19 protein-coding genes, 1 tRNA gene and 2 pseudogenes are annotated in these 22189 nt (G+C 72.8%); 10 read left to right on the forward strand and 12 right to left on the reverse strand.

All coding sequences use genetic code 11. From position 1 onward, the window contains the following. Positions 1-250: 250 nt before the first annotated feature. The 3 genes from HUV60_RS24220 to HUV60_RS24230 all read left to right on the forward strand — a co-directional run bounded on the left by HUV60_RS24220 (position 251) and on the right by HUV60_RS24230 (position 2962). A complete protein-coding gene (locus HUV60_RS24220) occupies positions 251-826 on the forward strand; it encodes a TerD family protein (RefSeq protein ID WP_257849313.1) in 576 nt (191 codons plus the stop codon). A gap of 75 nt (positions 827-901) precedes the next feature. Continuing rightward, positions 902-2041 (forward strand): DUF475 domain-containing protein, encoded by a 1140-nt coding sequence (locus HUV60_RS24225; RefSeq protein ID WP_257849314.1) that lies wholly within the window; start codon positions 902-904, stop codon positions 2039-2041. Positions 2042-2224: 183 nt separating this feature from the next. Continuing rightward, the gene (locus HUV60_RS24230; protein ID WP_257849315.1) at positions 2225-2962 is read left to right on the forward strand and encodes a TerD family protein; all 738 of its coding nucleotides are present in this window, start codon (positions 2225-2227) and stop codon (positions 2960-2962) included. A gap of 198 nt (positions 2963-3160) precedes the next feature. Here the strand turns inward: HUV60_RS24230 and HUV60_RS24235 are convergent. Both HUV60_RS24235 and HUV60_RS24240 read right to left on the reverse strand, forming a co-directional pair. Next, positions 3161-3719, reverse strand: a pseudogene (locus HUV60_RS24235) (GNAT family N-acetyltransferase). 335 nt (positions 3720-4054) lie between these two features. Further along, complete coding sequence (locus HUV60_RS24240; RefSeq protein ID WP_257849316.1) at positions 4055-4963, reverse strand: TerD family protein; 909 nt, start codon at positions 4961-4963, stop codon at positions 4055-4057. A 204-nt stretch (positions 4964-5167) separates the two neighbouring features. On the opposite strand from HUV60_RS24240, the gene HUV60_RS24245 reads away from it, so the two are divergent. From HUV60_RS24245 to HUV60_RS24255, 3 genes are read left to right on the forward strand one after another with little or no spacing between them, the layout of a single operon-like run. Beyond that, on the forward strand, positions 5168-6334 hold the full coding sequence (locus HUV60_RS24245) for an HpcH/HpaI aldolase/citrate lyase family protein (RefSeq protein WP_257849317.1): 1167 nt from the start codon (positions 5168-5170) through the stop codon (positions 6332-6334). A 46-nt stretch (positions 6335-6380) separates the two neighbouring features. Then, positions 6381-8999: a phosphoribosyltransferase gene (locus HUV60_RS24250; protein ID WP_257849318.1), complete on the forward strand. Its 2619-nt coding sequence runs from the start codon at positions 6381-6383 to the stop codon at positions 8997-8999. Next, positions 8999-9811: an HAD family hydrolase gene (locus HUV60_RS24255; protein WP_257849319.1), complete on the forward strand. Its 813-nt coding sequence runs from the start codon at positions 8999-9001 to the stop codon at positions 9809-9811. The genes HUV60_RS24250 and HUV60_RS24255 overlap by 1 nt, the downstream gene beginning before the upstream one ends. A gap of 7 nt (positions 9812-9818) precedes the next feature. Here HUV60_RS24255 and HUV60_RS24260 read toward each other — a convergent pair whose 3' ends face one another. The 4 genes and pseudogenes from HUV60_RS24260 to HUV60_RS24275 form a co-directional block, all read right to left on the reverse strand. After that, on the reverse strand, positions 9819-10580 hold the full coding sequence (locus HUV60_RS24260) for a DedA family protein (RefSeq protein WP_257849320.1): 762 nt from the start codon (positions 10578-10580) through the stop codon (positions 9819-9821). Positions 10581-10662: 82 nt separating this feature from the next. Next, the gene (locus HUV60_RS24265; RefSeq protein ID WP_257849321.1) at positions 10663-10881 is read right to left on the reverse strand and encodes an FmdB family zinc ribbon protein; all 219 of its coding nucleotides are present in this window, start codon (positions 10879-10881) and stop codon (positions 10663-10665) included. 72 nt (positions 10882-10953) lie between these two features. Continuing rightward, the gene (locus HUV60_RS24270; RefSeq protein WP_257849322.1) at positions 10954-12378 is read right to left on the reverse strand and encodes a hypothetical protein; all 1425 of its coding nucleotides are present in this window, start codon (positions 12376-12378) and stop codon (positions 10954-10956) included. 80 nt (positions 12379-12458) lie between these two features. After that, positions 12459-13272: pseudogene (locus tag HUV60_RS24275) on the reverse strand (DUF4097 family beta strand repeat-containing protein); the annotation flags it as partial. Positions 13273-13534: 262 nt separating this feature from the next. Here HUV60_RS24275 and HUV60_RS24280 point away from each other — a divergent pair. After that, positions 13535-13606 (forward strand) — tRNA-Val (locus HUV60_RS24280). A 63-nt stretch (positions 13607-13669) separates the two neighbouring features. Here the strand turns inward: HUV60_RS24280 and HUV60_RS24285 are convergent. After that, entirely contained in the window at positions 13670-14026 is a 357-nt protein-coding gene (locus HUV60_RS24285) for a hypothetical protein (RefSeq protein WP_257849323.1), read from the reverse strand. Between the two features lie 138 nt (positions 14027-14164). On the opposite strand from HUV60_RS24285, the gene HUV60_RS24290 reads away from it, so the two are divergent. Next, positions 14165-14407 (forward strand): DUF2277 domain-containing protein, encoded by a 243-nt coding sequence (locus HUV60_RS24290; RefSeq protein WP_257849324.1) that lies wholly within the window; start codon positions 14165-14167, stop codon positions 14405-14407. Between the two features lie 64 nt (positions 14408-14471). Here HUV60_RS24290 and HUV60_RS24295 read toward each other — a convergent pair whose 3' ends face one another. The 4 genes from HUV60_RS24295 to HUV60_RS24310 form a co-directional block, all read right to left on the reverse strand. Continuing rightward, complete coding sequence (locus tag HUV60_RS24295; RefSeq protein WP_257849325.1) at positions 14472-15098, reverse strand: DedA family protein; 627 nt, start codon at positions 15096-15098, stop codon at positions 14472-14474. 278 nt (positions 15099-15376) lie between these two features. After that, complete coding sequence (locus HUV60_RS24300) at positions 15377-15835, reverse strand: DoxX family protein (protein WP_257849326.1); 459 nt, start codon at positions 15833-15835, stop codon at positions 15377-15379. Between the two features lie 248 nt (positions 15836-16083). Continuing rightward, positions 16084-17829 carry an alkaline phosphatase D family protein gene (locus tag HUV60_RS24305; protein ID WP_257849327.1) on the reverse strand — a complete coding sequence of 582 codons (1746 nt, stop codon included), beginning with the start codon at positions 17827-17829 and terminating at the stop codon, positions 16084-16086. Between the two features lie 99 nt (positions 17830-17928). Further along, the gene (locus tag HUV60_RS24310) at positions 17929-18573 is read right to left on the reverse strand and encodes an HNH endonuclease family protein (protein WP_257849328.1); all 645 of its coding nucleotides are present in this window, start codon (positions 18571-18573) and stop codon (positions 17929-17931) included. A 502-nt stretch (positions 18574-19075) separates the two neighbouring features. Between HUV60_RS24310 and HUV60_RS24315 the strand changes: the two genes are divergently transcribed. Together HUV60_RS24315 and HUV60_RS24320 are read left to right on the forward strand one after the other, a co-directional pair. After that, positions 19076-19657: a TMEM165/GDT1 family protein gene (locus HUV60_RS24315; protein ID WP_257849329.1), complete on the forward strand. Its 582-nt coding sequence runs from the start codon at positions 19076-19078 to the stop codon at positions 19655-19657. 279 nt (positions 19658-19936) lie between these two features. Then, the gene (locus HUV60_RS24320) at positions 19937-20620 is read left to right on the forward strand and encodes an HAD-IA family hydrolase (protein WP_257849330.1); all 684 of its coding nucleotides are present in this window, start codon (positions 19937-19939) and stop codon (positions 20618-20620) included. 31 nt (positions 20621-20651) lie between these two features. Here the strand turns inward: HUV60_RS24320 and HUV60_RS24325 are convergent, their stop codons facing one another. Beyond that, positions 20652-22094: a peptidoglycan-binding protein gene (locus tag HUV60_RS24325; RefSeq protein WP_257849331.1), complete on the reverse strand. Its 1443-nt coding sequence runs from the start codon at positions 22092-22094 to the stop codon at positions 20652-20654. Between the last annotated feature and the right edge of the window lie 95 nt (positions 22095-22189).

The following is a 22189-nucleotide window of genomic DNA, read 5'->3' on the forward strand; positions in this document are numbered from 1 at the left end:
TCACGGGCCTGTCTCTGGGTTCGTCCGGACTCCGGGCGACAACGCCTGGCAGGGCCCCGGCGCGCGGGGGCTGGTGCGTGCATCTGCAAGGCGGAGGAGGAAGCCGGCGCGAGGGGAGACGGTCCCTGCTCGAGCTCGTCGAGGGCTCGGGGGAGTCGGCGGCCGACGACAACGCGGCAGATGTGCGTGCCAGGCCTCGCGTCCCCCGGGACGAACCGGAAGACAGGCCCCAAGGGGAGGGACCAGCAACATGGGCGTCACGCTCGCCAAGGGAGGCAATGTCTCCCTGTCCAAGGCCGCACCGAACCTCACGCAGGTGATGATCGGGCTCGGCTGGGACGCACGCTCCACCACGGGAGCCCCCTTCGACCTCGACGCCAGCGCGCTGGTGTGCAGCGACGGCCGGGTCATGGGGGACGAGTGGTTCATCTTCTACAACCAGCTCACGAGCCCGGACGGCTCGGTCGAGCACACCGGCGACAACCTCACCGGCGAGGGCGACGGCGACGACGAGTCCCTGATGGTCGACCTCTCCAAGGTGCCGGCCCGGTGCGACAAGATCGTTTTCCCGGTCTCCATCCACCTGGCCGACGACCGCGGTCAGGCTTTCGGTCAGGTCGGCAATGCTTTCATCCGAGTGGTGAATCAGGCGGACGGTCAGGAGCTCGCCCGCTACGACCTCTCGGAGGACGCCTCCACGGAAACCGCGATGATCTTCGGCGAGCTCTACCGCTATCGGGGCGAGTGGAAGTTCAGAGCGGTGGGGCAGGGGTACGCGTCGGGGCTTCGGGGTATCGCCCTAGACTTCGGAGTCAATGTTTCGTAAAGCCGACTATGGCGACGGGGAGAGTCTCCTCCGGAGATCGTCCGGGGGAGCTCCCCACACATGATGGGGTAGCCAGTGGTTCTGAAAACCTTCGGCTGGTCGTTCGCGGTCACCGCGCTCGGCCTGGTCGCAGCGATCCTCTTCGGGGGGTGGACCGCCTTCGGTATCGTGGCGATCCTCTCGATCCTCGAGATCTCGCTGTCCTTCGACAACGCGGTGGTCAACGCCGGAATCCTGAAGAAGATGAATGCCTTCTGGCAGAAGATCTTCCTCACCATCGGCATCCTGATCGCCGTCTTCGGCATGCGGCTGGTCTTCCCCGTCGTGATCGTCGCCGTCAGCGCCTCGCTCGGCCCGCTCGAAGCGGTCGATCTCGCTCTCAGTGACAAGGACCGCTACCAGGAGCTGGTCACCGACGCGCACCCGTCGATCGCCGCCTTCGGTGGTATGTTCCTGCTGATGATCTTCCTGGACTTCGTCTTCGAGGACCGGGACATCAAGTGGCTGACCTGGATCGAGCGTCCGCTGGCCAAGCTCGGCAAGGTCGACATGCTGTCGGTCTGCATCGCGCTGGTCGTCCTGCTGACCGCCTCCCTGACGGTCGGGGTCAATGCCCACCAGCACGGCGGCACCCATGTCGACAAGGCGGAAACGGTTCTCCTCGCCGGTATCGGCGGTTTGATCACCTACATGATCGTGAGCGGGCTCTCCGGCTTCTTCGAGAACCGGCTCGAGGAGCAGGAGGAACGCGAGCACGAGGCCGAGGAGAAGGCCGAGCGGGCCGGCAAGCCCAAGACGGCCCTCGCCATCGGCGGCCAGGCCGCGTTCTTCATGTTCCTCTACCTCGAGGTCCTGGACGCCTCCTTCTCCTTCGACGGCGTGATCGGCGCCTTCGCCATCACCAACGACATCGTGCTGATGGCCCTGGGCCTCGGTATCGGCGCCATGTACGTCCGTTCGCTGACGGTCTACCTGGTGCGCCAGGGCACCCTCGACGAGTACGTCTACCTGGAGCACGGCGCGCACTACGCGATCGGCGCCCTCGCCGCGCTCCTGCTCATCACGATCCAGTACGAGGTCAACGAGATCATCACCGGTCTCATCGGTGTCTTCCTGATCGGCCTGTCCTTCTGGTCCTCCGTGCGCCGCAACAGGGCACTCGCGGAGGCCGAGGGCGGCACGGCCGAGAAGACCGAGGTCTCCTCCGGGGTGTGACAGCCCTCCGGGTGAGGAACGCTCTGTTCGGGGCGGCCGTCGCGGACCAGTCCTCGACGGCCGCCCCGACGGCCGTCCGGAGCCCGCCCGGGCGCCGGACGGCCGGACACGTGCGGGCAGCAGGGCAGCAGGGCAGCAGGACCAGCGGGGCAGCGGGGTTCGACGAATGGACTTGGGGCGGGAATGGGCTTCCTGGACGGACTGCGGCGCGGAAACGACAGTGCCTTCGACTCGGGCAACGCGGCCACCAACGCCATCGAGCTGACAAAGCGGAATGCGCAGGTGTCCCTGACCAGACAGGGCGCGGCCACCGGAAACCTCCGGATCAACCTGAGCTGGCGGATGCGCACCTCCGACCTGGGCGGCTCCCAGCGGGAGAGCCTGCTGCGCCACCCCCTCAAGGCGCTCAGGCCTCCGGAGGTCATCGCCCACAGCCAGAGCATGGTCAACGTCGACCTGGACCTCGGCTGCCTGTACGAGCTCCAGGACGGCACCAAGGGCGTGGTCCAGCCGCTCGGCGGCCTCCTCGGCGACGTCAACGGGCCGCCGTACGTCAAGCTCAGCGGCGACGACCGGTTCGGCTCGGGCTCCGGGGAGACGATCTACGTCAACCTGGACCACCGCGAGAACATCAAACGCCTGCTGGTCTTCGTGTACATCTACGACCAGACGCCCGCCTTCGACCGGACCCAGGCCATGGTCACGCTCTACCCCAGCAACGGCCCGCGGATCGAGATAGGCCTGGACGAACGCCATCCGCAGGCCCGCTCCTGCGCCGTGGTGATGATCGAGAACGCCAGGGACGAGCTCATCGTCCACCGCGAGGTGAAGTTCGTCTACGGCTTCCAGGGAGAACTGGACCGCCTCTACGGCTGGGGCCTGCAGTGGGGGCGCGGCTTCAAGTCGAAGACGGGCCGCTAGTCTTTCGAGCCGGGCTCCTCGGACACGTCGAGCAGCGTCGTCACGAGCGCGGCGATGGGCCCGAGGGCCTCCCGTATCTCGCGTGCCCGTCCTCCGTCACCCCGCGAACCGGTCCGCCGGGTACCGCCACGGATCGATGGCGGGTCGATCTCGGCCTGGTCGTAGGGCCGCTCCTCGCGTGGTGCGCCTGTTGCCGGCTCAAGGGCAGGGCATGCTCATGTAAAGCGCCTGCTCGCCCTCCGAGGGGTGCCGTCGTACAGGGTGGTGTCCAGCCCGCAGAAGGCGAAGCCCACCCGCCGGTGCGCGTGGACCGCCGGCGCGTTGACGTTGGTGACCTCCAGCCAGATGTGCCCGGCACCCCGCGTGCGCGAACTCCACCGCGAGCCCCATCAAGGCCCCCGACCCCCCGCCCCCGGTGCTCCGGAGCGACCTCGATGTCCTCGATGGCCGGCCGCCGGTTCCAGCCGGAGTGCGAGACGGCCATGAACCCGGCCAGGTCGCCGGCCCTCCCGTGCGCGACGAAGGTACGGGAGTCCGCGCCGCCCTCGCCGTCCCCGTCGTCGTCCGACCCGTCGTCGGGGAACACCTTGGTCACGGGCGGTTCCACCGGCACCTCCCGCAGCGCGAACCCGTCCTCGGCAACGGTCATCCGGAAGACGGTGCCGGTGGTGAAGGACCCGTCCAGGGCCCCGATGGCCTCGGCATCCCCGGGAACGGCGGTGCGGTACCGGTAAGCCGTGTCGTCCGCGGTGGTCAGGGCAGGACGCTACGACCGCTCCGCCCCGGCACGACATGGTGCGGCCGACCGCGCCCGTCCCGGGCGTCGAGGCCGACCGCTTCCCCGCCCGGCGCGGGTGTCGAACGGGGCGCTCGGCACGCTGGTGGAGTGTGTACAGGGCCGAACTCCGCATCCGCACCGCCCAGGACGCTCCGGCCCGCGCACCCGGCGGACTCCCGCACGGCTACGACCGCGGCCGGACCAGCGCTGGTGGAGGGCAGGAGGTTGTCGAAGCCGAGGGCGCGGGCGGCGGCCAATGTCCCTGGACGGCACACCCCGGGCCTGTCCGGCCGGCGGCCGGGCCCGGCCGGGCCCTACCGTCCGATGAACTGCGGCCCCTGCGGGGGCAGGCGGAAGTCGGGGTCGGGGGAGTGGGGAGCCGGGGGCGGGTAGCCGTAGCCGGACGGGGCCGCCGCGGTGGCGGGCACGGGGGACGTCTGGGGGTAGCCGTAGGTGGGCCGGCCGGCCGGCTGCGGGTAGCCGTAGGCCGGCTGCGTGGCCGGCGGCTGCTGGGGCGGATAGCCGTACGCGGGCTGAGCCGGAACGCCCGGCGGCTGCTCGGGCGGCAGCGGGCCGGACCGGTCGGCCGCGGCGGGGGCGTGCACCTGGGTCAGGGCCTCGGGGGAAACCGAGGGCGAGGACGTGGCGGGGCCGGCGGCCGACGGCTCCTGCGCGGCCTCCGACTCGTCCACCGAGATCCCGAAGTCCGTCGCCAGGCCCTTCAGCCCGTTCGCATAGCCCTCGCCGAGTGCCCGGAACTTCCAGCCGTCCCCGCGCCGGTACAGCTCACCGCAGATCAGCGCGGTCTCCTGGCCCGTCTCCGGGGTGACGTCGAAGTACGCCAGCGCTTCCGCGTCCGGGGCCTGCGCGTCGTACAGCAGGATGCGCAGCGTGTCCACGGTGTCGAAGGTGACACCGTCCGCCGACGCCACCAGCAGAATCCGCCCGACGCCCTCCTCGACCCCGCCGAGATCCGTCTGGATCGTGTCGGTCAGGACCTCGGCGACGCGCTTCTTGCCGAGTCGCCACACCTTGCCGGACGGGTGCCGCGGCTGGTTGTAGAAGACGAAGTCCCCGTCCGAACGGACCCGGCCGTCGAGCCCGAGGAGCAGAGCGGACGCGTCCACGTCGGGGACACCCTGGCCGGGCGACCACCGCAGGACGGCGCGTACCGTGGTGGTTCGGAGCGGGACGTTCGACCCCTTCAGCATGGCGTGCGTCATGCGGTCATCCTGCCTTCTCCGTCCTGGTCACGACAATGCGGGGTGCGGAGGCGCGCCGGCGCCGTCCGTCACCGACACGACCGGGACACCTGAAGTTCACGCCCGGCGGGAACCGCCGACATCGATACCTACGTACTATTACCGGCCACCTTCCGACATTCCACAGCCATTTCACGCCATGCCCAACGGTCACGGGGGAGTTCAATGCGTCACTTCGGACAGTTCGCCCCTGCGGTGCGGAAACGTCTCTTCTACCGGGAGCCGGGCCTGTTCACGGCACAGTCCCCGGCCCGTCTGCTCTCCATGGCCCTCGGTGCCACGCTGTACAGCCCCGCGACCCGCCCCCGGCTCGCCGACGACATCGTCAAGCAGGCCGGGAACGGTGTGGTCTCGATGGTGCTGTGTCTCGAGGACTCCATCGGAGACGACGACGTGAGCGCCGGCGAGGCGAACCTCGTGGCCCAGTTCGCCGACCTGGCCGACCGGCCCGGAGCCGACCTGCCGCTGCTGTTCATCCGGGTCCGCACCCCCGAGCAGATCCCCGACCTCGTCCGGCGCCTCGGCCCCACCGCCCCCCTGCTGTCCGGGTTCGTCCTGCCGAAGTTCACCGAGGAACGCGGCATGCCCTTCCTCGAGGCCCTCACCGTCGCCGAGGCCTCCTACGGCCACCGCCTCTTCGCGATGCCGGTGCTGGAGTCGCCCGAGCTGCTCTACCGGGAGACCCGGGTGGAGACCCTCGAGGGCATCCTCCGCGCGGTCGACAAGTACCGCGACCGGGTCCTCGCGCTGCGCCTCGGCGTGACCGACTTCTGCTCCCCGTACGGGCTGCGCCGCGGCCCCGACATGACGGCCTACGACCTCCAGATCGTCGCCTCCGTGATCGCCGACGTGGTGAACATGCTGGCCCGCGTCGACGGCACCGGATTCACCGTGACCGGGCCGGTCTGGGAGTACTTCCGGGCCCAGGAGCGCATGTTCAAGCCACAACTGCGGCAGAGCCCGTTCCTCGAGGTGAAGGCCACGGAGCTGCGCCAGTCACTGATCGAGCACGCCATGGACGGCCTGCTGCGGGAGATCTCCCTGGACCGGGCCAACGGACTGCAGGGCAAGACCTGCATCCACCCCTCGCACGTCCTGCCCGTGCACGCGCTGTCCGTCGTCAGCCACGAGGAGTACAGCGACGCCCAGGACATCCTGCGGCCGGAACGCGGCGGTGGTGGTGTCATGAGGTCGGCGTACACGAACAAAATGAACGAGGTGAAGCCGCACCGCGCGTGGGCCGAGCGGACCGTGCTGCGCGCCGAGGTGTTCGGCGTCACGAACGAGGACATCGGGTTCGTGGAGCTGCTCGCGGCCGGCCTGGTCAAGTGACCGACCTGAACCGACCTGACACGACCGGATCGACAGCAAGGGATTCATGGAAAAGGCAGTGAACGAGGGAGCGCGCCGCGGGGCACACGACGTGGTGCGCGACGGATCGCGGGCCGGCGGGGACCTGCCCGCCGGGGACGTCTGGTCCGGCAGCTGGGTCGCCGAGCGGCTGGGCGTCGAGCTGGCCGGCGACGACCGGCTGACCGGACTGCTCGGGCTGGCGCTGCGCCGCAACCCCAAGCGGGCGCACCTGCTGGTGTCCAACGTCCTCGGCAAGCACGTACCGCAGTCACCCGCCGTCGTGTACGGCCACGGTGTCGAGCTCGGCCGCCGGGTCCGCGAACTGCTCGGCGACCAGGCGTACCGGGCGGTGGTCCTCGGGTACGCCGAGACCGCCACCGGCCTCGGCCACGCGGTCGCCGACGGCGTGGGCGTCGCCCCCTGCCTGCACTCCACCCGCCGCCCGGTCCCCGAGGTCGCCACGGCGGGCGGCTTCGAGGAGTCCCACTCCCACGCCACCTCGCACCTGCTGCTTCCCGAGGACCCCGGGCTGCTCGCCGGGGACGGGCCGCTGGTCCTGGTCGACGACGAGTTCTCCACCGGCAACACGATCCTGAACACCATCCGAGACCTGCATGCACGCCACCCCCGGCGCCGGTACGCGGTGGTCGCCCTGGTCGACATGCGCTCGCCCGCCGACGCGGGCCGGCTGGACGACCTCGCCCGCGGGATCGGCGCCCGTGTCGACCTGGTGACGACCGTCTCGGGCACGGTACGGCTCCCGGAGGGCGTGCTGGAGAAGGGCAGGGAACTCGTCGCCCGGCAGGAGGCACAGGAGGCACAGGAGGCACAGGAGGCCGCGCAGCCGGCGGCCGGTCCGCAGACGCGGACCGGCCGGGTCGCGCGCATCGAGCTGGGCTGGCCTGAGAGGCTGCCCGACGGCGGGCGGCACGGGTTCACGCCCGCGCACCGCGCCCGTCTGGACGACGCCCTGCCCGCCATGGCCGGCCGGATCGCCGACGCGCTGCCCGACGGCGCCCGGCGCGTCCTCGTCCTCGGCTTCGAGGAGCTGATGTACGCCCCGCTCCGCCTCGCCCACGCGCTGGAACAGCGACTGGAGCAGGACCGCACGCCGCAACAGGCACCGCCCGCCCGCGCGGGCGGCACCGAGGTCCGCTTCTCGACCACCACCCGCTCGCCCGTCCTCGCCGTGGACGACCCCGGCTACGCGATACGCACCCGGCTGGCCTTTCCCGCCCACGACGACCCCGCCGACGGCCCCGGCGAGCGCTACGCCTACAACGTCGCAGGCGCCGGCTTCGACGCCGTCGTCGCCGTCGTCGACTCGGCCGCCGACACCCCCGCGCTGCACGCGCCCGGCGGGCTGCTGGCCGAGCTCGCCGCACACACCCCGCAGGTCCTCCTCGCCGTCGTACCGTCGTACGTGCCCGCCGCCCCGGACCTCCACCGTCCGGGCGGACCGGACGCCCCCGAAAGGCCCGCCTCCATGCTGCCCGAGCCCCTCCGCGGCCCCGCCTTCTCCTCGTACGCGCCCGAGGAGGTCGGCTGGCTGCTCCAGGACCTCTCCGGGGTCACGCTGGAGGCGCCCACCGAGGAGCGCGAGGAGGCCATCCAGAGCGGCGGCGCGCACTACGCCGAGTCGCTGCCCGTCGAGTACCAGCCGAGCGAGCAGTACCAGGAGTTGTTCCGGGCAGCCCTCGAGACCTCGGCGGCACGCCTCGCCCACGCGGTCGGCGTGGTCACCGAGACCGTCCTCGCCGAACGGTCACCGCGACCGGTCCTGGTCTCCCTGGCCCGCGCCGGCACCCCCGTCGGCATCCTGATACGCCGCTGGGCCCAGCACCGGCACCAGCTCGACCTCCCGCACTACGCCGTCTCCATCGTGCGCGGCCGGGGCATCGACGCCAACGCGCTGCGCTGGCTGGCGGAGCACCACGACCCCCGGGACATCGTCTTCGTGGACGGCTGGACCGGCAAGGGCGCCATTACCCGCGAACTCGCCCAGGCTGTCGAGGAGTTCGAGAAGGCTCACGGGGTCACCGGCTTCGACCCGGAGATCGCGGTCCTGGCCGACCCCGGCTCCTGCGTACGGACGTACGGCACCCGTGAGGACTACCTGATCCCGTCCGCCTGCCTCAACTCGACCGTCTCCGGCCTCATCTCACGCACCGTGCTGCGCGCCGACCTGGTCGGTCCCGACGACTTCCACGGCGCCAAGTTCTACCGCGAACTCGCCGGAGCGGACGCCTCGGTGGCCTTCCTGGACGCCGTCCGCGCCCGCTTCCCCGAGGTCACGGACGCCGCCTGCGCCCGGGCCAAGGAGCTGCTCGCCGCCGACCGCACCCCCACCTGGGAGGGCTGGGCCGCGGTCGAACGCATCAGTGAGGAGTACGGCATCCACGACGTGAACCTCGTCAAACCCGGCGTCGGCGAGACCACCCGCGTCCTGCTGCGCCGGGTGCCGTGGAAGATCCTCGCGCGCGCCGGAGCGGGCCACGACCTCGACCACGTACGGCTGCTGGCCGAGCAGCGGGGCGTCCCCGTAGAGGAGGTCGCCGACCTCCCGTACACCTGCGTCGGCCTGATCCACCCCCGGTACACGCGCGGCGCGACCGGTGTTGACGGGCACGCGGTGACGCCCTGATGACCGTCCTCGTCGCCAGCGACCTCGACCGCACCCTCATCTACTCCGCCAACGCCCTCGCCTTGACCGGGCCCGACACCGATGCCCCGCGCCTGCTGTGCGTGGAGGTCTACGAGAGCCGTCCGCTGTCCTACATGACGGAGACCGCCGCCGGGCTCCTGGCCGAACTCGGCGACGCCACCGTGTTCGTACCCACCACCACCCGCACCCGCGAGCAGTACCGGCGCGTCAGCCTCCCCGGCCCCGCCCCGGCGTACGCGATCTGCGCCAACGGCGGCCACCTCCTGGTCGACGGCGAGACCGACCACGACTGGCACGCCCGGGTGAGTGCCCGCCTCGCCGCCGAGTGCGCCCCGCTGGCCGAGGTGCGGGCCCACCTGGAGCAGACCGCCGACCCGGCCTGGACACGCAAGCACCGCGTCGCCGAGGACCTCTTCGCCTACCTGGTCGTCGAGCGCGGACTGCTGCCCGAGGAGTGGGTGAAGGAACTCGCCGTCTGGGCGCAGAACCGCGGCTGGACGGTCTCCCTGCAGGGCCGCAAGATCTACGCCGTACCGGGACCGCTCACCAAGAGCGCGGCCATGCGCGAGGTCGCCCGCCGCACCGGCGCCGACCTCGCCCTCGCCGCCGGGGACTCGCTCCTCGACGCCGACCTGCTCCTCACCGCCGACCGGGGATGGCGTCCCGGGCACGGCGAACTGGCCGACGCCGACTGGACGGCCCCGGGCATCACCGCGCTCCCCGAGCGCGGGGTCACGGCCGGGGAGCGGATCCTGCGGGAGTTCCTGGGGGTGGCGCGGTCGGCCCGGTGAGGCGGCTTCAGCCGGCGCGTTCCCGGCGGGCCGGGCCGTACCGGTCGGCGGGGCCGTCCCCCTCGGGGGAGTCCGACGTCCATACCTCTTCCGGGCCCGCCCGCCGGTCTCGCCGCCTGCGGCCGGCGCCCGGCCGCAGCATCCGCGTGACGAAGAACGCGAGCACCGCCAGCGCGGCCAGGCCGAGGACCACCTTGGAGTAGCCCGACACGATGGCCGTGACCTGCTGCCAGTTCTCGCCCAGCGCGTAGCCCGCGAGGACGAAGACGGTGTTCCAGATGGCACTGCCCAGCGTGGTCAGGCCGAGGAACACGGACAGCCGCATGCGCTCCACGCCGGCCGGCACCGAGATCAGCGAGCGGAAGATCGGGATCATCCGGCCGAAGAACACCGCCTTGGTCCCGTGCCGCAGGAACCACGCCTCGGTCTTCTCGATGTCCGAGACCTTCACCAGCGGCAGCCGCCCCGCGATCGCCACCGTCCGCTCCCGGCCGAGCAGCGCACCCACGCCGTACAGGGCGAGCGCGCCGATCACCGAACCGGCCGTCGTCCACAGCAGCACCGCGAGCAGACCCATCCGGCCACTGCTCGCGGCGAACCCGGCCATCGGCAGGATCACCTCGCTCGGCAGCGGCGGAAAGAGGTTCTCCAGCGCGATGGCGAGCCCCGCCCCCGGCGCGCCCATGGCGTCCATGAGGTCGTTGACCCACTGGGGTCCGGCTTCCCCGCCCGCCGCGGCGGACACGCTGTGCGCTGCGATGGCTGTCATGCGGGCCACCGTACAAACGCGTAGCTGAAGAGAACCTGAGGAAGATCCCGGAGGCTGCCGGGGCGGTCCGGCGCGGAGGCCGTCAGCCGCAGCAGCCTCCGCCGCAGCAGCCGCCCCCGCCGCCCCCGCGGGGAGCGGCGGCCGGTGCGGAGGCGGCACCGCCCACGGCGACCGTGGACAGCAGCTTCACGGTGTCGTCGTGTCCTGCAGGGCAGTCGGCCGGGGCGGAGGACTCCGCCATGGGACGGCTCAGTTCGAAGGTGTCGCCGCAGGTCCGGCAGCGGTACTCGTAGCGAGGCATGAGCACAGGCTAACCGGCCGACGGCGGGTTGCGGCCGGTCACGGGGGAGCGGGGCGGCCGGATGCGTACCGCTCAGCCGGCGGAGCCGCCCCGGTCCTCGCGGATCAGGGTCACCACCTGCGCCACCGACCGGCGGACCGCTTCCGTCTCCGTCAGGAAGTGCCAGTAGTCGGGATGGCGTTCCTCCAGCCCGGCGACGGCCCGCTCCAGCCGGGCCACGGCGCTGTCCAGCGGGTGGGCGTGGCGCGGGTCGGGGGTGTGACGGCCGGCCATGGCCAGGCGCTGGGCGTCCCGGATGGCGAAACGGGTGCGCTCGATCTCCTGCTCCGGGTCCTTCTGCACGGCATTCAGCCGGTGCAGCCGGTCCCCGGCGGCGGACACGGCCTCGTCGGTCGTGTTCAGCAGAGCCCGTACGGTCGACAGCAGAACGGTGGTGTCCGCCCAGCGCTGCTCGTCGCGTGCGGTGCCCGCCTCGGCGAGCCTGCTCTCGGCCTGCCGCACGTTCTCGGTGGCCACGTCGGGAACGCCCTGGAGGTCCTGCCAGCAGGCGACGGCGAAGCGCCGGCGCAGCTCGCTGAGCACCGGTTCCACCTGCTCGCTGCGGGTGGTGAGAGCCTGGGCGCGGGTGCGCAGGGAGACCAGCCGGCGGCCGGTCTCGGCGGCCAGTTCCGGCAGCCGGTCGGCTTCCGCGCGAATGGCCTCGGCCTGGCGGATGACCTGTTCGGTCCGCTCCAGGGTCTGCGGCACGCCGTGCTGCCCGGCGCCCTGGTTCAGCTTGGTCAGCTCCGGGGAGAGCGCGGCGAGCCGGGCGGCGAGGTCGTCGGCCCGCAGCCCGGACGCGCGGGCGGCGTCCAGCGCGTTCGACGCGGCGAGCAGCGCCTGACGGGCCCGCTCTACGGCGGGGGCGAGCCGGGCCAGCTGGGTCTCGGCCTTGTCGAGGAGGGGGCCGAGCCCGTCGGTGAAGCGGTCCAGTTCCCGCTTGACCCGGTCCAGTTCGCCCTTGGCGGCGGTCAGTTCGGTGCGGGCCCGGGAGGCGACGGAGGCCTCCAGGCCGTCGCGGTCGAGATCATGGGCGTCGACGGCGGCGATGTAGGTGTGGCTGGCCTCGTCGATCCGGCGGCCGAGCGCCTCGAAGTCGGCGACGGCGCGACGGGCGGCGGGAGAACTGTCGACGGCGGTGATCGTCTCTATGGAGATCCGCAGGTCCCGCTGGGCGGTGTCCAGCTCGTAGAACGCGGCCGCCGCCGCGTCCTTGGCGTCCTGCGCCTCGGCCCGCTGGTTCTCGGCCCGCCCGCCGAACCAGCGCCGGGTGCCGCCGCCGGCGAACGCGGCGGGCAGGACCAGTGCCGCCACCAGCGGCAGGACCGTCAGCGCGAACGTGGCACGGAGCGGACCGGCGGCCCGGCCCCGGGAGACAGGGTCCCGGGACGGAAGACCACGCATGCGGCGCACGCGTGGTCCCGACGGCGAGTACGGCTGCCCTGGTATCGCCGTCACATCCCTCTCCCGTCGTACTGTCGTTCGCCTGCCCGATGGCCATTGTCCCACCGGTCAGGGACGAACACACGGGTCGTTCGGTTCGCCGTACGGACCGTGATGCTCCCGTCGCCGGTGCGGACGTCGGCCAGAGGGGAACTGGTGTCGTCGCGCGGCACCGGCACCTTCTCTGCGCCGTCACCGGTCCCGGTCGTCACCCGGTAGGTGGCCCGGGGCAGTTCGACGGTGACGGAACCGTCGCCGGTGCGGGACTCCACCAGGTCGGGGACGGTGCTCAGTTCCAGGCGGACCGAGCCGTCGCCGGTCCGGGCGCGCACCGTGCGGGAGGCGACCTCGGCCCGCACCGACCCGTCGACGGTCCGCACGTCCAGGGGACCGGTGGTTTCGGTGACGTGCACGGAGCCGTCCCCGGTACGGATGTCCCGCGCGTCACGGAAGCCCCGGGCGCGCACACTGCCGTCGCCCTCCTCGACCTTCACGGCGGCTTTGCGGGGGAGCTCGATACGGTGCTTGGCCGAGCAGCCGGCGACGATGCCGGAGCACTTGATCCGCGGCTTCAGCCGGTCGCCCTCCAGTGACCAGGCGGCCTCCGGGTCCGTGCCGAGGGCGACGGCGCCCTGGAACCACCGGGCGACCTCGATCCTCCCCGACGGGCTGCGGTCCGTGGCGACGGTCGGGCGCGGAGGCGTCGGAGTCGACGGTGAGGGTGCTGCCGGGCAGGCCGGAGGACCGGCGGTCGGGGCCGGTGTCGTCCGAGGCCGCCGCCCCGCAGGCCGTCAGCCCGCCGACGAGCACCACGGCGGCCCCGCCCAGGGCGACCGCACGCGACCGCACGCCACGGGAGGAGCCGGTGGGGGTGCGGGTCGTGCCGGTGGTGTCGGACGTGCGGGTCATGACGGTCTCCCCCGGGATGGACGGTCGCGCTTTCCGGCGCTCTTCGGCCGTGCGGAAACGGGCCCCGCCCGGGGATCCGGGCCGCTACCGGAACCGAGGTGGGGTTGTCCCCAGCACGGCCCCCGCACAGGCCCCCGGGAAGAACCCGGAGGCGACCCGGAAGGAATGCCGCCCGGACGGATCGCGGCAGGACCCGGGAGCCCGGATCGTTCCCCGGGCCATGTAGGGTGTCGATTCGGCCCGGGCGCTGCGCCCGGGGCCCGGGTGCGTAGCTCAGGGGTAGAGCGCCTGCCTTACAAGCAGGATGTCGGCGGTTCGAAACCGTCCGCGCCCACCGGTACCAGGGTCCTTCGGAACTTCTCCGGAGGGCCCTGTGCCGTTCGCACCGGGAACGCCCCTAAGGGGACGGCTCCCTCCCGCCCGGCGGCGGTGTCCCGTGCGCGTGCTTCAGCCGGGAGCGGGCCTGGACGCGGTCGACGCCGGCCAGGTCCGCCCAGTACCGGTGGGTGCTGACGAACACCACCAGCTCGTGCTCCCGGCGCCGGAGTTTCTCCACCTCGGCCTGCTCGTCGTCCGTCCAGCCGGGTGAGGCGGGGCGCTCCACCAGGCGCCAGCCGGTGTCGTCGCTGAACCCGTCGAGAGGTTCCACCGACCAGGGAAGCCGTCTCAACAGGGCCGACAGCTCTGCCTGGACCTGACGCAGCTCCTCCTGACCGGCGAGGAGGTCACTTGGAAAGTCATAGGTCGCAGCCACGCGCTAATGATACGCCTGTTCGATTTTGGGTGGCGAGTCAACCAGGGGGTCGCCTCGGCCGGTTCACCCGATCGGGCAAGTCCCGGAACGCGGTCGTCCGGCATGGCTTTCAGGGCCCCTCGGGGTGAGACTGGGGGCATGTGCCGGAGTATCAAGACCCTGCGTCCGCCCGCGTTGTCCGAGGAGGCCACCGAGGACGAGATCAGGGCCGCGGCCCTGCAGTACGTGAGGAAGGTGTCCGGCTTCCGGGCGCCGGCCGCCCACAACCGTGAGGTCTTCGACCGGGCCGTGGACGCGGTCGTCGAGGCCACGGCCGACCTGCTGGACGGCCTGGAGGTGCGCGGCGCGAGCACCGGCGTGGTGGAGAGGCGGGACGGATAGGCGGGGCAGGCGGGGCGGACGACGCGGCGGGCGGTGAGGAGGGCGGTGAGGGCCGCTGCCCGCGCTACGACGCCTTCGCCGGCTGGGCGACGACGCCCGCGCCGGGCATCGGCCGCCTGCGCATCAGGTAGGCCGCCCCCGCACCCGCCCCGAACAGCGCGGCGACCGACACCGCGGTGGCGAGCCAGGTCGCGCCCAGCCAGTGGGCGCCGAGGTAGCCGAGGGCCACGCTGTAGGCGGCCCAGGACAGCCCGGCCAGCGCCGACCAGGGGAGGAAGTCGCGGGCCCGGCGCCGGGCGGCTCCCGCGCCGAGCGAGACCAGCGAGCGGCCGGCCGGGGCGAAACGGGCGAGGACGACCAGACCTCCGCCGCCCCGGGCCAGCGCGCCGCCGAGACGTTCCTGCGCGCCGGTCAGCCGTCTGGACCGGGCGAGCGCCCGGTCCAGGCGGTCACCGCAGCGCCAGGCGAGACGGTAGGCGACCAGGTCGCCCAGGACGGAGGCGGTGGCGGCGCACAGCGTCAGGATCAGGATGCCGGGCACGTCGGTCGCGGTGCCCGCGGCGGCGGCCGTGGCCGCGGCGATCACGAGGACCCCGCTCGGCAGCACCGGCAGGAACACGTCGAGCAGGACCGAGAGGGCCACCACCGCATAGACCCATGGGCTGCCGATCAGCGACCCGAAACTCTCCACCCGGACTCCCCGTTGCTCCTCCGTCGGCCAGACCGTGCCGCGGTGTCGCGGGGGGAGCGGCAGGAGAATGACTGTTGACAGTCACTGAGAGTACGCCGGGCAGATGACGGAAAGGTCACGAAGGGTTCGTGCGTGCGGCACCGGGAGTTCGCGTTCCCCTGCGGCCTCCGTTCGCGAACTCCCCCTCCGGCACCGGACGGTGCTCTCCCCGGGGCGTGAGAACCGGGGAGAGCACCGTGGGGGCGGGGGCGGGGGCGGGGGTGGGGGCCCGCGGAAGGTCAGGCCGTCACCGGGGTCCGCTCGGCCGTGTGCTGCTCCACGGTCCGTGTCCGGGCGCGGCGGGTGAACAGGCGGTCCAGGCCGAAGGCGCCGGAGCCGGTGAACACCAGCAGGAGCATGGCCCAGCAGTACAGGGCCGCGCCCTCGCCGTTGTTCTGGATCGGCCACAGGGCCTCAGGCTGGTGCACCTTGAAGTAGGCGTAGGCCATCGCGCCCGACGATATGAACGCGGCGGCACGGGTGCCCAGTCCGAGCAGGACGAGGCTGCCGCCGACGAGCTCGATCACCGCCGCGTACCAGGTGGGCCAGGCACCGGTCCCGGCGGTGCCGCCGCTGCCGTCCGTGCCGCCGAGCACGCCGAACAGGGCGACGGCGCCGTGGCAGGCGAAGAGCAGGCCGACGACGATGCGGAAGAGGCCGAGGGCGTACGGCTGGGCGCTGTTGAGACGTTCGGGCATGTGGGGGGTCTCCTTCGGTAGGCCGTCCCGGAACGGGCCGGTCCGGGACGGGAGCCGAGCCGAGAACCCACGTTAGGTGCCCCCCCTTATGCTTGCAAGTTCAACATTTGGCCACGGGGTGCCGTGGAAAACGGAGGGCCGGCCGCCTGCTGCCGCACGTGAACGCTCCCCGCTCCCCGTCCTCGCGCTCAACGGGGTGACCGAATACACCCCCGGCGTCACAGCGGACTCACAGGTTCGACCTCGTGTCACCTGCTGAGTTCGGTCTCCGTCACCGTTCCCAGCCGGACACCCGGCCCCGCTCCCGGCCGCACCGCCTCCGTCTCCGGCGCCGGGTCCTGCGCCGCGCGCGCGTGCTCCAGCCGCAGCACCGCCGAACGCCCGCGCATCGTCAGCGTCATGAGCTGGTTGCCGAACCAGGGCCCGCCCGTCTTGCGCCACTTGACGGGCGGCTGCCCCGCGCGCCCGTGCCTGGCAAAGACGCGGCCGACGCCCCGGGCGACGGCGCTCCAGCCGAAGCGGAACCCGAGCCGGATCGACAGGGGGATGGAGTTGTGCACGGGGGAGCAGGTCAGCTGCACCACCCGGGCATCCGGCCCGCGCCCCTGCCCGTTCCCGCCCCGGAGTCCCCGCTCCGGCCCGTCCGCGCCCCAGCTCGGCTCCGCCGCATACGCGTGATGGACGTCCCCGGAGAGCACGCACACGGTCGCCGGCGCGTCCGGCCCCGTACCGGCCTCGGCGATCAGCTCCGCCAGCTCCCCGAAGGACTCCGGGAACGCCGCCCAGTGCTCCAGATCAGCCGCCCGCCGCAGCCACTCCCCGAACCGGGCCCAGCGGGGCCCCTTGTCACCCCGGGCCAGCGCGGAACTCCACCCCTCGACATCGTGCACCAGATGCGGGAGCAGCCAGGGCAGGGACGTGCCGATGAGGAGGTGGTCGTACCCGCCGCGCCCGTCCAGCGCCTGTTCGCGCAGCCAGGCCACCTCGGCGGGGTCGAGCATCGCACGCTCGCCTTCCGTCAGGACCCGGGCCGCCCGCGTGTCCACCATCAGCAGCCGCACCCGGCCGAAGTCGCGCCGGTAACTCCAGCGCGCCGAGGCCGTGTCCGCCTCGGCGCCGGCGGCGAAGGCCCGCAACGCGTGCGTGCCGTCCGGCAGTTCCCGTACGGACGCGTACAGCGGGTCCGCGGCCAGTTCGCGCGGGGAGAGATTGCCGAGATGCTGGTACACCCAGTACGACATCAGGCCGCTGCGCACCCGCTCGCCCCACCACGGCGTGGCCCGCATGTCGGCGACCCACGAGGCGGAGGTGTTCCAGTCGTCGATCACGTCGTGGTCGTCGAAGACCATGCACGTGGGAACCGTCGAGAGCAGCCAGCGCACCTGCGGGTCGAGCCAGGACTCGTAGTAGAGGTGGGTGTACTCCTCGTAGTCCGCCACCTGGTCGCCCGGCGCGTCGGCGAGGTCGCGGCGGGCGGCGAGATACGCGCGGGTGGCGTCGGAGGTCTCGTCGGCGTACACCTGGTCGCCCAGGAGGAGCAGCACGTCGGGCCGCTCGCCGTCCGGGTCGGCTGCGATGCGCGCGGCCAGGCCGTGCAGTGCGTCGGGGCCGACGGGATCGTGCTCGCCGGCCGGCGGGGACGCCCAGCGGCAGGAGCCGAAGGCGACCCGCACGCCGTCACCGGCTCCGGAGCCGGGAGTGGCGATGACGGAGGGCGGCAGCGACGCGAAGGCCCTGTCCTCGGCGTTCCCGGCCGGCGGCCACACCCGGGCCCGGTCGAGGAACACCTCGTACGGCGTCGTCGTGCCCGGGGTCAGGCCGGTCACCTCGACGAGCGCGTAGTGGTGCCCCGCGACCTGGAAGGTGCGGGCCGTCCCGCCGGATCCGTCCGCGCAGCGCACCTCGGCGGTGCCCGGCCGGTCGGTCTCGGCCCAGACGGTCGCGGACGAGCCGTCGATGTACCTCAGCAGTGGTCCGAGGCGCAGTCCGGTCATGGTGGTGATCCCTTCCCTCCGTCGCCCCGTACGGTACGGAACGGCGGAGGGGTCCGGGGGATCTCGGGCCGGTCGCGGCGTTCTGCGCGGTCGGCGGCCTCAGCAGCTCGCGAGGTAGCCCTGCAGGGCGGACTTCTCGGCCGAGTCGACCGACAGGCCGTAGTAGTACTTCACCTGCACCCAGGCGCGGACGTAGGTGCAGCGGTAGGCCGTCCGGGACGGCATCCACTCGGCGGGGTCCTTGTCGCCCTTGGACTGGTTGACGTTGTCGGTGACCGCGAGCAGTTGCGGGCGGGTCAGGTCGTTGGCGAAGGACTGGCGCCGCGACGTGGTCCAGGACCCGGCGCCGGAGTCCCAGGCCTCGGCGAGCGGGACGAGGTGGTCGATGTCGACGTCGGAGGCGGCTGACCAGGTGGCGCCGTCGAACGGGGAGTACCAGCTGCCGCTGGTGGAGGCGCAGGCGGAGTCGGTGACGACGTTCGTGCCGTCGCGCTTGAGGACCGTCTCGCGGGTGTTGCAGGTGCCGCTGATGGTGATCCAGTGGGGGAAGAGGTCGCGGTTGTAGCCGGTGCGGCTTTCCGTGGACACGGTGAGAGAGGCGAGGTAGGTGCGGGCGGTGGAGGCGCTGACCGGGGTGGGGAGGGCCGCGGAGGCGCTCGGGCCGTTGAGTGCTCCGGCGGAGGCGATGAGCCCGGTGAGCGCCGCGACTATGCCCAGACGTCGACGCGCGTAGAACTTCGGCATGCGAACTCCCTTGTGGCATGGGGCCGTTGAAGTGCGAGCAAGGGGAATGCTCGCCTCGCGGTATTACGGGGAGGAGTGGACCCGGTGAGAAGTTAATGACGTGTGCATGGCGTGTCTAGGCATGCTGCGGTGCCGATGTGGTGCGGATGCCGTGCGGGCGTGACGCTTCCGCGGGAGCCCCGCAGGGGCGGACGGGGCGCGGAGGAGGGTGCGGGTCCGCACGGAGACGCGCGTACGGGGACTCGGGCCGGGCTCGCGTACGATGGACGGCGCAGAGGGGGAGTAGCCCTTCGCCGGACCGTCGACATACTGCTCAGCCCGTCTGGGCCGGCGCCCGGAGGCAGGTCCCGTACAGGGGCCGGCCGGCGAGACCTTCGGCAAGCAGTGCACCGCTCGTGCCTCTCGGTACGGGCGTCATGTGTGCTGCCGTGCCGAGGCGTCCCGTGGACACGCAGGACACGCGCAGACTCTCGGCGGGGCAGCCCCGACCGATCGAGGGACCTTGATCAACCCGACCGTGACGGCCGTCGTGTTCGGCGTCGTCCTCCTCGCCGAGCTGCCGGACAAGACCGCGCTCGCCGGCCTCGTCCTCGGCACCCGCTACCGGGCCTCCTACGTCTTCGCCGGCGTCGCCGCCGCCTTCGCCGTGCACGTCGTGCTCGCGGTGGCGGCCGGCAGCGTGCTCACCCTGCTCCCACAACAGCTCGTGCACGCGGTCACGGGCGTGCTTTTCCTGGGCGGCGCGGCGATGCTGCTGTTCAAGAAGGACGAGGGCGACGAGGAGATCCGCAAGCCGGAGAACCAGTCCTTCTGGAAGGTGTCCGGGGCGGGCTTCATGCTCATCCTGGTCGCCGAGTTCGGCGACCTCACCCAGATCATGACGGCCAACCTCGCCGCCCGTTACGGCGACCCGCTCTCGGTCGGTCTGGGCGCGGTGCTGGCGTTGTGGGCGGTGGCCGGGCTGGGCATCGTCGGCGGAAAGGCCCTGATGAAGCGGGTGCCGCTGAAGCTGATCACCCGGATCGCGGCGCTGCTGATGCTGGGGCTCGGCGTGTGGAGCCTGTGGGAAGCGGTGACCGGCTGAGCGGGGCGAGCCGTGGCCGGCGGGTGGCGGACCGGGGGGGCGAACGGCGGGTCGGCCGCCCGGCCGGTTCCGTCGGTGGCGGTGGCGGTGGCTGTGGCTGTGGCTGTGGGGGTGCGGGCGGCGGTGATGGCGCGGCCAACGATCCGTGAATGGTTGGCGGAGAAGCTGGCGGGAGACCGGGTTTGTTTTGTATCGTTAATAAACAAAGTGGCTCCCGCCCGTTTTCCCTGACCGGCGGGCGGGGCCGCCTTGTCCCCTTCCCGTGCTTTGGAGCTGCCGATGACAGCCACCGCCGTACTCACCGCCCGTGCCCTCCTGCTGGACATGGACGGCACCCTCGTCAACTCGGACGCCTCGGTCGAGCGCGTCTGGCGGCGCTGGGCCGAGCGGAACGGGCTCGACGGGAACGAGGTCATGAAGGTCGTGCACGGGCGGCAGGGTTACGCCTCGATGGCCCTGCTGCTGCCGGACCGGCCCGTGGAGCAGAACTACGCCGACAACGCGCGCATGCTGGCCGAGGAGACCGCGGACGCCGAGGGCGTCGTCGAGATACCGGGCGCCCGCGACTTCCTCGCCTCCCTCGACGGCGTGCCGCACGCCCTGGTGACCTCCGCCGACGTCGCCCTGTCCGCGGCACGGATGGCCGCCGCCGGACTGGAGCAGCCCCAGGTGCGGGTGACCGCCGAGTCGGTGGGCGCGAGCAAGCCCGACCCCGAGGGCTTCCTCAAGGGCGCGGCGGAACTGGGCATCGCCCCGGCCGACTGCGTGGTCCTCGAGGACTCCGGGGCGGGGATCGCCGCGGCGCGCGCGGCCGGCATGCGCGTCGTCGGCATCGGCCCGCGCGCCGGATTCCACACCCCGGACGTGGTCGCACGCGACCTGACCCGGGTACGGGTGGAGCGCGGCGCGGACGGGACGGTCCTGCTGCACATCACGGAAACCGGACACACGGCGGGCCGGTAGGGCCGGCCCGCCCGAGGCCGGCCCCGTCGCCTCAGAGGCCCTGGGTCTCGGACTCCAGCCGGTTGCGGGTCTCCGGCCCGTACACACCCAGCTCGTCGCCACGGATGCCCCGTGACCACTGGTAGTTGCGGAGGGCGCCCGCCGTGCGGCGGTCGAACCGGCCGTTGACCTCGTCGTTGTACAGGTACACCTTGCTCAGGAGCTCCTGGAGTTCGGCGACCTCCGGCCCCCGGTCGCCGCGCCTCAGCGTGGGACCGGTGGCGTCGCCGCCGTCCAGCTCCTCCGCGTCCTCGGGGGCGTCGGCCGGCGGGCCGGTGGTCGGGGTCGCGGACGGTTCCGGCTCGTCCGACGGGGCCGCCGAAGCACTGGCCTCCGCCGACTCGGAGCCGGACGGCGACGCCGACGGGCTCGCGCTCTCGGACGGCGGGGCCGAGACCGACGCCGGGGCGGACGCCTCCGGCGAGCCGGACGCGCTCGTGGCCGGTGCCGCAGAGGGTGTGCCGGACGGCGCGTTCGGCACGCTCGCCCGTACGGTGTCCGCCGTCGCGCCGTCCCGGGACGGCGTCTCATGAGCGAACAGTCCGCTCGCCCACCCGGCGGCCCCGATCACCGCCACCACGGTCCCGGCGGCCACGAGCAGCGCGGCACGGCGACGGCGGCCACCGCCGGGGGGAGTGGGGCCGCCGGCGGCCGGGAGCGGGGACGCTGCCGGGCCTGCGGGCGGACCCGTGGCGGCGGACACCGTCCTGAAGGGGCGGGTGGAGTCGAACAGGTGCAGGTCGGTGGCGCTCGGCTCGGTCGTGGGCGGCGCGAGGGGCGCGGCGAGGGGCGCGGGCCGGGAGGCCGGGGCCGCGGGAGCTCCGGCGGTGCCGGGTGCGGCGAGTGTGTCGGGGGCGACGGCGCGCAGTTGCATGGTGGCGTCCGCGGCCGGCCGCGGTGCGCCGGGTGCCGTCTGCCCGGCCTGGGCGGTCTGCTCACCGGGAGCCGTCCGCCCGCCGTCCGCGGTCCGCCCGTCCTGCGCCGCTCGGCCGGCCTGGGCCGCGGGTGCGCCCTGCCGGCCCGGGCCGGCAGGTGTGCGGGTCTCCTCGGCCCCCTGCCCGGCCTCCCGTTCCAAAGCGCGGCCGCTGTCCGGCGCACCGCCGTCTGCCGGGGCGTCACCGTCCTTCGGTGTGCCGGGGGCCCCGTCGGCCGGTGCGGAGGGCTCCGGTGCCGCGTTCGGAGTACTCGCCGCCCCTGCTCCTGGTTCCGCCCCTGCTCCTGGTTCCGCCCCTGCTCCCGCCGCCGTGGTGCCGTCGTCGAGTCCGACGTACGGGCGGATGCGGAGCGGAGGGAAGTCCGCCGCCTGTGCCGCCTGCGCCGCACGGGCGTCGCGGAGGGCGTCGGACGCGTGCAGAGTGCAGGCGCAGGAAGGGGTGTTGTCCTTCTTTCTGGGCGTACCGCATTCCGGGCACGGGGTGCCCGTCGAGTCGTTCACGCGTAGTCCCTCCCCTCGCGATCTCCAGAGATTATGCAGATCTCCTCCGCACCCCGGCGCGCACGCCCCCGGAATGCGGACTTCCGGAGGGACTC

The organism is Streptomyces sp. KMM 9044, from assembly GCF_024701375.2.
Classification (GTDB): domain Bacteria; phylum Actinomycetota; class Actinomycetes; order Streptomycetales; family Streptomycetaceae; genus Streptomyces.

What these genes read in the sequence shown, in the direction of transcription:
- HUV60_RS24220 (WP_257849313.1), top strand. Translation starts at nt 251, where the DNA reads ATGGGCGTCACGCTCGCCAAGGGAGGCAATGTCTCCCTGTCCAAGGCC.
- HUV60_RS24230 (WP_257849315.1), top strand. Translation starts at nt 2,225, where the DNA reads ATGGGCTTCCTGGACGGACTGCGGCGCGGAAACGACAGTGCCTTCGAC.
- HUV60_RS24240 (WP_257849316.1), bottom strand. Translation starts at nt 4,963, where the DNA reads ATGACGCACGCCATGCTGAAGGGGTCGAACGTCCCGCTCCGAACCACC.
- HUV60_RS24245 (WP_257849317.1), top strand. Translation starts at nt 5,168, where the DNA reads ATGCGTCACTTCGGACAGTTCGCCCCTGCGGTGCGGAAACGTCTCTTC.
- HUV60_RS24250 (WP_257849318.1), top strand. Translation starts at nt 6,381, where the DNA reads ATGGAAAAGGCAGTGAACGAGGGAGCGCGCCGCGGGGCACACGACGTG.
- HUV60_RS24255 (WP_257849319.1), top strand. Translation starts at nt 8,999, where the DNA reads ATGACCGTCCTCGTCGCCAGCGACCTCGACCGCACCCTCATCTACTCC.
- HUV60_RS24260 (WP_257849320.1), bottom strand. Translation starts at nt 10,580, where the DNA reads ATGACAGCCATCGCAGCGCACAGCGTGTCCGCCGCGGCGGGCGGGGAA.
- HUV60_RS24265 (WP_257849321.1), bottom strand. Translation starts at nt 10,881, where the DNA reads ATGCCTCGCTACGAGTACCGCTGCCGGACCTGCGGCGACACCTTCGAA.
- HUV60_RS24290 (WP_257849324.1), top strand. Translation starts at nt 14,165, where the DNA reads ATGTGCCGGAGTATCAAGACCCTGCGTCCGCCCGCGTTGTCCGAGGAG.
- HUV60_RS24300 (WP_257849326.1), bottom strand. Translation starts at nt 15,835, where the DNA reads ATGCCCGAACGTCTCAACAGCGCCCAGCCGTACGCCCTCGGCCTCTTC.
- HUV60_RS24305 (WP_257849327.1), bottom strand. Translation starts at nt 17,829, where the DNA reads ATGACCGGACTGCGCCTCGGACCACTGCTGAGGTACATCGACGGCTCG.
- HUV60_RS24310 (WP_257849328.1), bottom strand. Translation starts at nt 18,573, where the DNA reads ATGCCGAAGTTCTACGCGCGTCGACGTCTGGGCATAGTCGCGGCGCTC.
- HUV60_RS24320 (WP_257849330.1), top strand. Translation starts at nt 19,937, where the DNA reads ATGACAGCCACCGCCGTACTCACCGCCCGTGCCCTCCTGCTGGACATG.